Raw genomic sequence first — 14,078 nt, 5'->3', positions numbered from 1 at the left:
TTGACAGATTTACAAACCCGATTTACAACCAACATTCACATAAAACAGAACCAAAAATACAGAGGGCCGTCGGTTGATTTAGCTGACGGTTTTTTCTTTTTATATGCCACCTGTTCTGATGGAAATATATTTATCTTTGTCGCCAAATCAGTTGAGAATGGGAAAAAAATCAGTTTCCGACTTTGAAGTGACGGATAATATCCGGTTAAATGCAACCAATTTTTTGATAAAATTGAAAGCGCCCGGTTCATTACCAGTTGTAAAGCCAGGACAATTTGTAAATATCGACATAAAAAATTCTACCGAAATTTTCCTTCGGAGGCCTTTTTCTATTTTTGAAGTTGACTATAATAGAAACACGCTATCTATTATTGTTAAAGTTTTGGGGCGGGGTTCCAAAAAGTTAACCGAAATAGTACCCGGAGAAAAGCTGAGCATTGTTTTTCCTTTGGGAAGACATTTTTCCTATCCCGATAAGAATGATAGAATTCTTGCTGTTGGAGGGGGAAGCGGGTTGGCTCCAATGCTTTTCCTTGCAAAGGAATCCGGGCTTCCGGCCGATAATGTAGACATTATTGTTGGCGCACGCAGCGCAGCAGATCATGTTGAAATCAGCGCGTATAATAAATACGGAAAAATACACTTGACCACCGAAGATGGTTCTCTTGGAACAAAAGGATTTGTTACCGATCATCCTTTATTAAGGAACGAGTTGAAAAATTATGATAAAGTGTATGCCTGCGGACCGGAAGGCATGATGAAAGCGGTTGCAGGGAAAGCAAAAAAAGCCGGGGTTTTTTGTGAAGTCTCTTTAGAAAACCTGATGGCATGCGGTTTTGGAGTATGCTTGTGTTGCATTGAGCCTACCGTAAAAGGGAATTCATGTGTATGCACCGAAGGCCCCGTCTTCAATATAAACGATTTGAAATGGCAGATTTAAGAACAAAAATACATCAGCTTCAATTAAAGAATCCGGTAATGCTGGCTTCAGGTACGTGTGGTTTTGCTGAGGAAATTAACGATTTTTATGATGTTTCGCAATTAGGCGGCATATTTTTAAAAGGAACTACTCCGCGTAACCGGGACGGGAATCTCTACCCGAGAATGGCTGAAACGCCTTCGGGAATGCTAAATGCTGTGGGGTTACAAAACAAGGGTATCGACTATTTTATAGAAAATATTTACCCGAGGATAAAAGATTACGGAACTTCTTTAATTGTAAATGTAAATGGCTCTACCATTGAAGAGTACGTTGAAGTTACTGAAAAAGTAAACGAACTGGATAATATTCATGCTATTGAATTAAATATTTCGTGTCCGAATGTTAAAGAGGGCGGAATGGCTTTTGGTGTTACCTGTCCGGGGGCAGAAGCTGTTACGCGTGAGGTACGAAAAGCATACGATAAAACGCTGATTGTAAAGCTTTCACCTAATGTTACAGATGTATCAGAGATTGCCAGGGCAGTTGAAGGACAAGGAGCCGACGGTGTTTCTCTGGTTAACACATTTTTGGGGATGGCCATCGATTCGGAAACGCGGAAACCTTTGCTTTCTACAGTTACCGGCGGGTTATCCGGGCCCGCTATTAAACCGATTGCCCTAAGGATGGTCTGGCAGGTTTCTAAAGCTGTTAAAATTCCGGTAATCGGAATTGGCGGGATTATGAATGCCGCTGATGCCATTGAATTTATGCTGGCAGGAGCTTCGGCTGTTCAGGTAGGCACTGCACTTTTTAAAAATCCACATATCCCTTTGCGTATTATTGAAGGTGTTGATGACTATTTGCAAAGACACAACATTCAGTCAGTGAGCGAATTAGTCGGTAGATTACAAATGTAAATAATGCGTTTTACATATATATCACCATCTGTTTTTCGATCCGTCCACTAAATCAAATTTCTTTTTTTTAGCTATCGCTTTTTATTAAACTTTCATTTCAGAATGTGAATGAATTATTAATAAAAAATTGCAATGTGAACATTTCAATTTTATTAGTGTTTAATAAACTGAAAATAGCAAAAAAACCATATTTAAAGCATTAAAATATGTCGAAATTTGAAATCGTAATGCCAAAACTGGGAGAGAGTATCCAGGAAGGCACAATAACCAAATGGTTTGTGAAAGAGGGCGATACAATCGAAGAAGATGATATGCTCTTTGAAGTTGCAACCGATAAGGTAGATTCTGAAATACCTTCTCCAGTAGAAGGGGTTGTTTCAAAAATTCTGCACAAAGAAGGCAGCCTGGTACCTGTGGGCGAGGTTGTTGCAGTAGTGAGTATCGAAGGCGAAGATGACGGTGAATCTGGAGAAGAAGAAAAGCAGACTCAGTCGGACGCTGCATCTTTAGATATTGAAAATGAAGAAGAAAAGCAGGGCGTTTCAAGGGAAATGTCAAATCGTTTTTACTCTCCGCTTGTACGCACCATTGCCAAAGAAGAAAATATTTCGGCTGAAGAGCTGGAGAACATTGAAGGTTCCGGGGCAAATGGACGCGTTCAGAAAAAAGATATTCTGGATTATATTGAAACCCGAAAAACGGGAAATAAGGAACCAGAACGCACTGTTGTTAAGCCTGCTGCGACTCCCGAAAGAAAGGCAGCTCCGACAGTAACCGCTAATGAAGGCGACGAAGTGATTGAAATGGATCGCGTTCGAAAACTGATCGCCGAGCACATGGTGATGTCTAAACAAGTTTCGCCGCACGTTACTTCGGTAGTTGAAGCCGACGTAACTGATATAGTTTTCTGGAGGAAAAAGAACAAAGACGCTTTTATTAAAAAATATGGCGACAAAATTACGTTCATGCCATTCTTTATTGAAGCCACAGCTGCCGCACTTGCTGAGTTCCCGCTGGTTAATTCATCGGTTGATGGCGACAAAATTATTCTGCGGAAAAACATTAACGTGGGCGTTGCAGTTGCCAAACCCGACGGAAATTTAATTGTACCGGTTATAAAAAATGCTGAACAAAGAAATCTGGTTGGCCTTACCAAAGAAATGAATAGGTTGGCTGATTTGGCTCGGGGTAACAAATTGTCGGCTGACGAAATTCAGGGCGGAACATTTACCATCACTAATTTCGGCTCATTCAGAAATATTATTGGTACACCTATTATTAACCAGCCACAGGTTGGGATACTTGCAACCGGAAACATTGAAAAGAAACCTGCAGTAATTGAAACTCCTACCGGAGATGCAATTGCAATCAGGCATAAAATGTTCCTGTCTCTGTCTTATGATCACCGGGTGATTGATGGTGCACTGGGAGGTGCTTTCCTGAGAAGAATTGCTGATATCCTTGAAGATTTCGATACCACCCGTTCGATTTAATCTCGGCTTTGATTGAATAAGCATGACGCAAAAACTATTGTGTTATTGAGACATGCAAAAAGCGTTTGATACCGTTGAAAACAAACAATTTGAGTTATATGAAAGATTTAGAAGTACCCAAGATTCATACTATAAAAAAGACCGATAAAGAGACATTGGAAAAATGGTTCCGGTTGATGTCTATCGGAAGGGCAATTGACGATAAAGCGCCCAATTACCTGAAACAAGCCATCGGATGGTCGTATCATGCTCCTTACGCCGGGCACGACGGAATTCAGCTGGCTGTGGGGCAGGTTTTCGAAAAGAAAAAGGACCACATGTTTATGTACTACCGTGATATGTTAACTGCGTTATCAGCCGGTTTAACCGCGGAAGAATTAATTCTGAACGGAATTTCCAAAGCAACTGATTTGTCGAGTGGTGGAAGGCACATGTCGAACCATTTTGCAAAACCGGAATGGAACATTCACAATTTTTCGTCGCTTACCGGAAACCACACGCTGCATGCAGTGGGTGCTGCCCGTGCGATTAAATATTATGGAGAAAAGGCCGTTTCCTTCAGTAATCAGGGCGAATCATCTGTAAGTGAGGGTTTTGTTTACGAAGCATACAACGGGGCCGACAAGGAAGAGCTTCCGGTTGTGTTTGTCATTCAGGATAATGGTTATGGAATTTCGGTTCCCAAAAAAGATCAGACTGCCCAGCGTAAAGTGGCTAATAATTTTACCGGCTTCAAAAATACCCGAATCATCCATTGCAACGGAAAAGACGTGTTTGACTCGATGAATGCAATGATTGAGGCCAAACGTTTTGCCATGGAAGAGAGCAAGCCGGTTATTGTTCAGGCCAATTGCGTGAGAATTCATTCGCATTCAAACTCCGACGACCATTTGTTGTACAGAAGTGAATCGGAACGGAATTACGTTGAAAAATACGATCCTCTGGCTAAGTTTAAACGTTTGTTGCTGCGTTACGAAAGGTTTACAGAGGAAGAGCTTCAGGGAATTGAAGAAGAGGTAAAACTGGTAATTAAAACAGCACACAGGGCGGCATTGAAAGCGCCAAATCCTGATCCGGAGTCGATTTACGATTTTGTTTTGCCAGAGCCTTATCCGGCTGAAAAATACCCGGAGGGAGTTCACAACGAAGAGGGAGAAAAGATAAAGCTGATTACAGCGCTTAACGAAACATTGAAGGCTGAGTTCCGCCGCAATCCTGATACTTTTATGTGGGGACAGGATATGGCCAATAAAGATAAAGGTGGAATTTTTAATGTATCCAAAGGCTTGCAGCAGGAATTTGGTCCAAAACGAATTTTTAATGCACCGATTGCCGAAGATTTTATAGTGGGAACGGCCAATGGAATGTCGCGTTATGATGAGAAAATCAGGATTGTAATTGAAGGAGCGGAGTTTGCCGATTACTTTTGGCCGGCCATGGAACAGTATGTGGAATGTAGTCACGACTACTGGCGATCGAACGGTCAGTTTACTCCAAATGTGACCATTCGCCTGGCCTCGGGAGGATATATCGGAGGTGGTTTGTATCACTCTCAAACCATTGAAGGTTCTCTTGTTTCAATACCGGGTGTCCGAATTGTTTACCCTTCTTTTGCTGACGATGCAGCAGGATTATTGAGAACAGCTATTCGCTCCAAAGGGCCAACAATGTTTATGGAACCAAAATCGCTGTATCAAAGTCCGAAAGCAGCAACTGTTGTACCCGATGACTTTGAAGTGCCATTTGGCAAAGCGCGCATCAGAAAGGAAGGAAAAGACCTTACTGTGCTTACCTACGGGAATGCAACTCACCTGAGCCTCGAAGCAGCAGAAAAGCTGGAGCAAGAGGGTTACAGTGTAGAAGTTATTGATTTACGCTCGCTTGTGCCGCTTGACGAAGAAACCATTCTTAAATCGGTAAAAAAGACGAACAAAGTACTTGTTGCACACGAAGACAAAGTGTTTGGCGGGTATGGCGGAGAATTGAGTGCCTTAATCACCGAAAAAGCTTTTGAATACCTCGATGCCCCTGTTAAACGTGTGGGGTCAACGTATACGCCAGTCGGGTTTAATGTTATTCTGGAACGCGCAATTTTACCTGATATGAAGCGTATTTACGATGCTGCAAAAGATTTAATGTCGTACTAAAAATTATCGGAGATGAGTAAGAAAACAGCAATTATATACAGTTTTCACACCCAGAAATCAAAAAAGGTTTCTGAGAAAATTATTGATGCCTGGGGAAAAGAAGGTATCGAGGCAGTTAATGCAGAAGAGCTTTCAAAGGAGGTTCTCGAAAAATATGATTATTTTATTTTGAGCGCGCCTACCTGGTTCGACGGCGAATTGCCTAATTACTGGGATGAATTTGTTCCTGATTTGGAAGAAATGGATTTAAAAGGAAAAAAGTTCGCGATTTTTGGGCTGGGAGATCAGAAAGGGTATTCCGAGAATTTTTGCGATGCAATTGGTATTCTGGCCGAAATTATTGAAGAATGTGGAGGTAGTTTAGTAGGAAGCACTTCTGTTGAAGGATACACTTTTGAATCATCGAAAGCTCAGCGGGGTAATGTATTTGTGGGACTTCTGGTTGATCAGGAAAACCAGGCTCGAATGACCGCAGGACGTGTTAAAAACTGGGTGGAGCAGTTGAAACAAGAGTTTAGTTGAAATGTATTGTTTGAATTTTTGATATAGCAAGTCTCAAAAAAGCTGTTTGCAGAAATGCAGGCAGCTTTTTTTGTGGTATTAAAGGGATGTGTTAAAGGGAATATTTAGTATAAGTTGACTTTAAGTTGCTGGTCACCAAGCGAGTGTACTTTTGTAAATTCCGTGTATTTCACAAAAGTTAACAATATTGTTTATTTGTAAACAGAAAAGAAGTTCCACTGGTAAATATTATTCGCAATTTATTTCATGAATCTCTTTGACGGCTATTTCTTATCCAATATAACTTGTTTTTTACTGTCCAACTGCACCTTATGAGTTTCGATATAGAAATAGAATGCTTTAAATGCTCTCCATAAATGGAAATTTCTTGCTATAGATGCGAACATTTTTCATTTATTTCAAAGAAAACGAGTTGATTATTGTTAAATAGAGATATGGTTCTGTATTATTTTATTTCGGAAAAGGTCAATTTCAGGTTGGTTTAGTTTTCAGATAAGTTTTATTAATTAATTTTGTGGCTTTTAAAAACTTAAAATTTCAGGCGTGTCTGACACTAGGTATATATTTGTTACAGGTGGAGTTACTTCGTCATTAGGCAAAGGAATAGTAGCATCTTCGTTGGCTAAATTGTTGCAATCAAGAGGCTATTCGGTTACAATTCAAAAGTTGGATCCATACATAAATGTGGATCCGGGAACGCTTAATCCTTACGAACATGGTGAATGCTTCGTAACCGAAGACGGAGCAGAAACAGATCTTGATTTGGGGCATTATGAACGTTTTTTGAATGAACCCACATCGCAGGCAAACAATGTTACAACCGGTCGTATTTATCAGTCGGTTATCAGCAAAGAGCGCCGTGGCGATTATCTGGGAAAAACGGTTCAGATTATTCCCCACATTACCGATGAGATAAAACGGCGTATCAAAATTCTTGGGTCGAAAAAAAAGTATGACATCGTAATCACGGAAATTGGTGGTACGGTGGGCGATATTGAGTCGCTGCCATATGTTGAATCTGTTCGTCAGTTAAAACGCGAACTGGGTTCTAAAGCTGTTGTTATCCATCTTACCCTGGTGCCGTATCTGGCAGCTACCGGAGAACTGAAAACCAAACCTACCCAGCACTCTGTAAAATTATTGTTGGAAGCCGGGGTTCAGCCCGATATTTTGGTTTTGCGTACTGAGCACGAAATTGACGCTTCTGTTCGGGGTAAAGTTGCATTGTTTTGCAACGTTGATTTGGACGCAGTTGTACAGTCGGTAAACGTGCCAACCATATACGAAGTGCCGTTGAAAATGCACGCTGAAAACCTGGACACTACGGTATTAAAAAAACTGGGACTGGAAATCAATGAAGAAATTGATTTGAGTTCCTGGAATAAGTTTCTCGAACGGCTTAAAAATCCGAAACAGACTGTAACCATTGGGCTTGTTGGTAAATATGTTGAATTGCACGACGCATACAAATCAATTGCAGAGGCGTTGGTGCATGCCGGCGCGGAAAACCATTGTACTGTAAAAATTGAGTGGATACATTCGGAAACGATCAAAACTGAAAATGTACAGGAAAAGCTCTCTAATCTTGACGGTATTATTGTTGCTCCCGGATTTGGGCACCGCGGCATGAATGGAAAAATTCTTGCAGCTCAATTTGCCCGAGAAAATAACATACCATATTTGGGAATTTGTTTGGGAATGCAGGTTGCTGTAATAGAGTTTGCACGCAACGTTTTGCATCTGGAAGATGCCGATTCTTCAGAAATGAATCCTAAAACACCATTCCCGGTAATCGATTTGATGGAACATCAAAAAGGCATTACCGATTACGGTGGCACCATGAGACTAGGTGCTTACGAATGTCGTATTATTGAAAAAGATTCGCATGTTTGTAAGGCTTACAATAAACTTACCGTGCACGAAAGGCATCGTCACCGGTACGAATTTAATGATTCTTTCAGGGAACAATTTATCAATGCCGGAATGATTCCCACAGGGATAAATCCTGATACAGACTTAGTCGAAATCGTAGAAATCCCATCTCATAAATGGTTTGTAGGCGTGCAATTTCATCCTGAATACCGTAGCACAGTTCTCAATCCTCACCCGCTTTTTGTTGACTTCATTAAAAACTCGCTAGTAAAAGAAAAAAATGGATAGAAATTCAATTGTAGGTATCGTTCTTATTTTTGCAATTCTTGTTGTATTTTCTCTGATTAACCAACCCTCTGAGGAAGAAATACAGGCCGCAAAGCAACGTCGTGATTCTATTGTGCAGGTTGAGGCCGAAAAGGCTGCTATGCAGGAGAAACAGCAAGCTTCCATTCGGGAAAATACGGCGGAAGTTGCCGTTCCTGATTCAATAGCAGACAATAATAAATTACAGGAAAAGATTGATCAGTTTGGTATTTTTGGCTCGGCAGCCGTGGGCGAACAAGAGTTTTATACGCTCGAAAACAACCTCATGAAAATTACATTCTCCAATAAAGGAGGAAGAATTTATTCAGTTGAATTGAAAAACTACCAGACCCACGATTCACTACCTCTTATTTTGTTTGATGGTGACAACACGTTGTTCGGGCTTAACTTTTTTGCACAAAACCGAAGCATACAGACCGACCAGTTGTTTTTCACCCCTACTTTTTCAGGAAAAGAAATTGAAGTTACTGGTCCAGAGGTAAAAATAGGAAGCGAAGGCCGCATTAAATTTAACGAAGAAAACCCCGGAGGAAAAGAGTCTGTTGGTTTTAAACTGGAAGTGGCTCCCGGTAAATTTTTGGAATACTCGTACACGTTAGCACATAACTCATTCCTGGTTGATTTCGACATGGATATCCAGGGACTCGAAAAATACATTGCGGCCAACCAGTCGTATTTAAATTTCACATGGTCGTTTGATGTGCCGCGGCAGGAACGCGCCTCTCAATACGGAGAAGATCGCTACACAAACATCATGTACAAATTTTTTGAAGATGACGTGGACAACCTGTCTCAGAACAAATCGGATGAAGAGAATTTGAGCACCCGCGTAAAATGGATAGGTTTTAAACAGTTGTTTTTTAATTCTACAATTATCGCAAAAGATGCTTTCCCAAATGCTTTTGTTCGTTCAGAAGTTTATGAAAAGAATCCTGCGTACCTGGCCAATTTTTATGCTGACATTGCAATTCCTTACCAGGGAACGTCCAACGAAAAAATGGACATGCAGTTTTATTTCGGGCCGAACCACTACCAGACTTTAAAACAATACCACATCGACCTGGAACGATTGGTTTATCTGGGATATGCCATTGTAAGGCCGGTAAACAAATACCTTATTATTCCTACATTTAACTTCCTACGTCGCTTTATCGACAACTTCGGAATTATAATTCTGTTGCTCACCATATTCATCAAAACTATTTTGTTCCCGTTTACATACAAATCATATGTATCGCAGGCCAAAATGAAGGCGCTGAAGCCGGAAATTGATGAAATAAATAAAAAGTTCGGCAACGATAAACCAATGGAAAAACAGCAGGCAACAATGGCGCTATACAAAAAAGCCGGGGTTAACCCAATGGGCGGATGTTTGCCAATGTTGCTCCAGTTCCCGATTTTGGTTGCCATGTTCTTTTTCTTCCCGACTTCTATCGAACTCCGGCAGGAAAGTTTCTTGTGGGCAACCGATTTGTCTACTTACGACTCTATTTTGGATTTGCCGTTTAAAATTCCGTTTTACGGCGATCATGTGAGCCTTTTCTGTTTGCTGATGACTGTTACTACTATTATTTCAACCCGGTTGAATCAGCAGGCAACAAGCTCTCAGGGAATGCCCGGAATGAAAACGATGATGTACATGATGCCGGTTATGTTCCTGTTCATCCTGAATAACTATTCTTCTGGACTGAGTTATTACTATTTCCTTGCGAACTTAATTACCATCGGACAAACATACGCCATCAGGTCGTTTATCGATGAAGATAAAATCAGGGCTCAACTGCAGGTGAATAAAAAGAAACAGGTAAAAAAATCTAAATTTCAGCAACGGCTCGAAGAGGTCGCAAAACAACGCGGCGTTCAGATGCCGAAAAAATAGTTTCGAAAAACAGCAATATATTTAAAGCCGGAGAATAATTTTTTCCGGCTTTTTTTTATTTTTAGTCCATGACCAAGAGGCTAATCATTTTGCTGGTTTTACTCCCGGTTCTGTTTTCTGTTTCAGCTCAGGAACGAATATTTCAATTATGGAATTTAAACAGGGTGCAAGTTGCACTTTCAGAAAAAACAAAAATTGGCGTAACCGAAAAAGTTCATTTCACACCACATTCCGGAAACATCGATTTGAAATTGGGCGACGTGACAATCAAGCGAAGTATTAATCCCTGGTTTGAAGCAGGCGTTGCAGGACGAATTCTGATGATTCGAAAAGATTACGGCTGGCTTCAGGAAAACAGGCCAATGGTTTTCGGTGATATCTCGAAAAAACTGGGTCGGCTGGGTTTTGGTTTTTCAAACCGGTTTGAGTACAGAATGTTTAAGCACGTTGACGACCATTTCAGATACCGCCAGATGTTTTCAGTTGAATTGCCACCATTTGTTACACCGCGACTTATAATTTATGCAGCAGAGGAAGGTTTTATTAAGTTTAACGACGAGAACCTGCATATTGCAAGGTTGTATGCCGGAACAAAACTTAAATGCAGCAGAATCTTCGAAATGAGGTTTTACTATGTTCTCGAAAAAAGCAAAGAACTGGATTTCTGGAACACTTCAGATGTTGTTGGAATGAACCTGAGCCTGGATTTTTAACCTTTTTTCGGGCGCAATAACCTTCATCGATTTTCCGGTTTTAAAAGTGTGTTTTTTGTGCAATAAAATATAAATCCAAACACTCTTCTGTAACATCCGAGAAGAAATAGTCATCTATTGTAATCGACGATGTCAGTTTTTTGTTCTTACGTAATAATAGTACCCTGTTGAGCCGATTCATTAAATCGTAGGGGATTTTTAGCACCCAGTTGGGAAGCAAGCGATTTAACCCCAACACATCAAACTTGAGGATTTTTTGAACTGCTTTTTTGTTTTTCTCATAATAAGAAACCACGTTCCCGTTGCCCTGAATTCCTTTTGCTTCTACCTTTTTGAATGTCTGCAATAAAATCGAATGAAATTCCTGCCCGGTATATTCTTTTACATGCCATGGGTTTCTGGTTAGCGACATTTTGATGTTGGGCGTTGAAATAATCAATTTTCCGGTGCTTTTCAGAACTCTGCTTATTTCGCTTAGCATAAATTCGGCGTCTTTTATGTGTTCTATCACCTGAAAACAAATAACAAAATCGAAATAGTTATCGGGAATATTGGTCAACGGCGGTACCTTGTTTTTAATAAATCGGGTATTGCTGTATTTTTTATAGTTTATCGAAATATAATGTTTATCGAGAGTCCAGAATTCTGCGGCTTTTGGAGCAATCTCCCGAATGCCGTATCCACTTCCTGTTCCAATCTCGAGTACGTTGCCATGTACTCTTGCCGCCGCTTCTTTATAAGCCAGCAACGACCGCTGGTACACATAGTTATCCGACGGAGCTAACGATACTCTTTCTGCTGTTTTTATAAAACCCATACTTATTCTGTTTTGCATATATCAATAAGACAGGTTCCGGGGAAAAGGTACGGAGTATTTTTTTCAAATTATTTCGAAATAAATTGAAGGGAAAGACTTAAAGTGCAGAAAATCAAAATTCTATAAAATCGCAAAAAATTAAAATTTTTGGATCAATGCAAAAGAATATCCAAAAGCAGATTTAGATTTTGAAACAGGATATTCGTTGTTAAAAACAGAACCGGTGGGGTGCATGTATGAAGTTGAAAAAGAGATTGACGTTTTTCTGAATATTTTGTATTCCAGCGAAATATCTGCAACCACATCCATTTTGAATTTATTTAGCGGAGCATCTTTTAAATTCTTTATTTGGTGGGGCGGCTCAGAGCTTAAGTCGATATAATATCCGTCCCGGCTATTTAAAAAATTACCCCAGATTCCAATGTTTCCGCCAATGCTAATAGTACGGGTTAATTGTCCGCTGTACCCAACCAGCAAAGGAATTGACAAATACTGATAATGGTTTTTACCGACCCTGGGAAAACTGGCAGTATCGGGAATAAAAAGCAATTCGGAGGATACGGTATCAAGAGATGAGTAATTATAACTTTCGTTGCTTTTTTGAAGCGCTAACCCGGTGGTGAACTTTAACTGGTTAATGCTTACTGATGCCGTTATTCCTGCCCGCGACGACAATAACATTTCTTCTGATCCTGTAATAATACTTTTGACTTCGGCACTGCTTTCTCCTGCTCCAAAGTGGTTGTATTTTGCAGATTCATTTATGATTTGATAGAAGGGGGCAACCGAATATTCCACTATTCGTCTTCCCGGAAAGCTAAAGTAATTGGTGTTATTTCTGAATATGCCCGACTGAAACGTTCGCTTGTTTTTCCTTCTTAGAGAGCTTGACATTCGTTTCTCGTTTCCTTCCAACCCTTTCTGAGCAGGAGCCAGATTAATTTGCAACAGCGTGTCCTGATTCAGTGTTGCCGGCACCTCCAATCCGGTAAAAATATATGGTTCAATTTGAATTATTGGTATGGATGCTGGCTTGTCTTTTTTTTCCTTTTTACTTTCATTTATTGCTGTTTCCTCCTTTTTAGCATCGCGCAGTACTTTGGGTTGCTCTTTGTTTTTTGCCTTTTTCTGCCCGTTGCTTGGGGTGCGATACAAAATAATATTGTTTGAATTGAGGGTGAATGACGTGTTCTCCGGTAAAATGCTTTTTAATACGTCTTCCAGCTTGCCGTTAAAAATGAGTACGCTGATAACACTGTCTGAGTTTATGGTTGAGTTGTTGTACGAAAAGGTGACTTTCGCTTTTTGCTCAATCTCATCAATTAATTTACCGAATGTTTTTTTTTGAATCCGGATAGTAACATCGGTTTGCAAAACTTCGTTTTGAGGCTGTGCAATAACACCTTGCAGAAAAAACACAAATGCAATAATCAAAAAGTATCTGATAAAATTACTGTTTTGCATAAAAAATAAGGGTATCTTCTTTTTCTTCAATTCTTGCATTCAAAATAATTTCGAGCACCATTTTAACGGCAGGTAACGGTTGGTTATCCACGGTGGTGGTAATTTTTTCACTTTCCAGGTATTTATCGTTGAACACAATTTTCTTTCCGTACATCCTGGTTAATTCTTCAGCTACTTCAGCCATTGATGTATTGTCAAATTCAAGAATCCCGGTTTTCCAGGCCAGAAAATTACTGCTTTCAATCTCTGACTTTCTAATCAGCTTTCCTTTTTGAGACACAACAACCTGCACATTAGCAGGAACCGATTTCTGCATTTCTGATTTTTTGTGGTTTACAGAAACCAGCCCTTTGGTTACTGCAACTCTCACCAGGTTGGCAAGCGTATCTGTTTCCACCTCGAAACTGGTGCCGAGTACTTTTATATTGATATCGCCACAATCAACTGTAAATGGCCGGCTGGCATCTGCTGTAACATCAAAAAATGCTTTTCCAGACAGACTAACGGTTCTGAAATTATCGTCGAACTGTTCGGGTTTTTCGAGTTCCGAATTTTTGCTGAGTGTTATTTGGGTTTTGTCTTCGAGCTGAATTGTCAGATTAGAATCACGCGCCGTGTAATGCACCGTTTTAGTCTGAATATCTTCCTGCTGGTTGAAGAAAAAGTTTGCCAGAACAGCTATCAGAGCAATCGACGCCGCAATGGCCACAGCTCTTTTTATACTGGTAATTCGATGGGTTCGTTTGTTTATTTTCTGAAATTCAGCCAGGCTGCCTGATGCATCTGCAAATTGGGCAGGCGAGGGGTTTACAGCCCGTAAAACAGCAAGCTGTTCTTTAAAGTATATTTTATGTGTGCTGTTTTTTTCAACCCACAACAAAAGCTCTTCTGTTCCCTCGGGGCTGATTATCCCTTTGGAGTACTGGAGTATCAGAAAATCGATATGTTCGTTATAATCTACCATCGGTTACTCATAAGACAGTTTTAAAGTAAGTTTTCCCACTC

The 14,078-nt window shown here is 40.3% G+C and carries 11 protein-coding genes; 8 read left to right on the top strand and 3 right to left on the bottom strand.

The features are described from left to right. Positions 1-157: 157 nt before the first annotated feature. From BUB08_RS01095 to BUB08_RS01060, 8 genes are all read left to right on the top strand, one after another. Positions 158-940: a dihydroorotate dehydrogenase electron transfer subunit gene (locus BUB08_RS01095; RefSeq protein WP_072998849.1), complete on the top strand. Its 783-nt coding sequence runs from the start codon at positions 158-160 to the stop codon at positions 938-940. Then, on the top strand, positions 928-1,839 hold the full coding sequence (locus tag BUB08_RS01090) for a dihydroorotate dehydrogenase (protein ID WP_072998150.1): 912 nt from the start codon (positions 928-930) through the stop codon (positions 1,837-1,839). Before BUB08_RS01095 ends, BUB08_RS01090 begins: the two co-directional genes overlap by 13 nt. A 206-nt stretch (positions 1,840-2,045) precedes the next feature. Continuing rightward, the gene (locus BUB08_RS01085) at positions 2,046-3,332 is read left to right on the top strand and encodes a dihydrolipoamide acetyltransferase family protein (RefSeq protein ID WP_072998148.1); all 1,287 of its coding nucleotides are present in this window, start codon (positions 2,046-2,048) and stop codon (positions 3,330-3,332) included. Positions 3,333-3,430: 98 nt separating this feature from the next. Then, entirely contained in the window at positions 3,431-5,479 is a 2,049-nt protein-coding gene (locus tag BUB08_RS01080; protein ID WP_072998147.1) for an alpha-ketoacid dehydrogenase subunit alpha/beta, read from the top strand. 12 nt (positions 5,480-5,491) lie between these two features. Next, positions 5,492-6,001 (top strand): flavodoxin, encoded by a 510-nt coding sequence (locus BUB08_RS01075; protein WP_072998145.1) that lies wholly within the window; start codon positions 5,492-5,494, stop codon positions 5,999-6,001. 543 nt (positions 6,002-6,544) lie between these two features. Beyond that, positions 6,545-8,161, top strand: a complete 1,617-nt coding sequence (locus BUB08_RS01070; protein WP_072998144.1) for a CTP synthase — start codon at positions 6,545-6,547, stop codon at positions 8,159-8,161. Next, positions 8,154-10,079 carry a membrane protein insertase YidC gene (gene yidC / locus BUB08_RS01065; protein ID WP_072998142.1) on the top strand — a complete coding sequence of 642 codons (1,926 nt, stop codon included), beginning with the start codon at positions 8,154-8,156 and terminating at the stop codon, positions 10,077-10,079. Before BUB08_RS01070 ends, yidC begins: the two co-directional genes overlap by 8 nt. Positions 10,080-10,147: 68 nt before the next feature. Continuing rightward, on the top strand, positions 10,148-10,792 hold the full coding sequence (locus BUB08_RS01060) for a DUF2490 domain-containing protein (protein WP_072998141.1): 645 nt from the start codon (positions 10,148-10,150) through the stop codon (positions 10,790-10,792). Between the two features lie 40 nt (positions 10,793-10,832). Here the strand turns inward: BUB08_RS01060 and BUB08_RS01055 are convergent, their stop codons facing one another. The 3 genes from BUB08_RS01055 to BUB08_RS01045 form a co-directional block, all read right to left on the bottom strand. Continuing rightward, positions 10,833-11,609: a class I SAM-dependent methyltransferase gene (locus BUB08_RS01055; RefSeq protein ID WP_072998847.1), complete on the bottom strand. Its 777-nt coding sequence runs from the start codon at positions 11,607-11,609 to the stop codon at positions 10,833-10,835. A gap of 138 nt (positions 11,610-11,747) precedes the next feature. After that, on the bottom strand, positions 11,748-13,112 hold the full coding sequence (locus BUB08_RS01050) for a hypothetical protein (protein WP_139249577.1): 1,365 nt from the start codon (positions 13,110-13,112) through the stop codon (positions 11,748-11,750). Beyond that, complete coding sequence (locus BUB08_RS01045; RefSeq protein ID WP_072998138.1) at positions 13,060-14,037, bottom strand: FecR family protein; 978 nt, start codon at positions 14,035-14,037, stop codon at positions 13,060-13,062. Before BUB08_RS01045 ends, BUB08_RS01050 begins: the two co-directional genes overlap by 53 nt. Between the last annotated feature and the right edge of the window lie 41 nt (positions 14,038-14,078).

Origin of the sequence: Mariniphaga anaerophila (assembly GCF_900129025.1) — a bacterium.
Taxonomy (GTDB): domain Bacteria; phylum Bacteroidota; class Bacteroidia; order Bacteroidales; family Prolixibacteraceae; genus Mariniphaga; species Mariniphaga anaerophila.
This window is presented reverse-complemented; position numbering and strand designations above follow the sequence as displayed.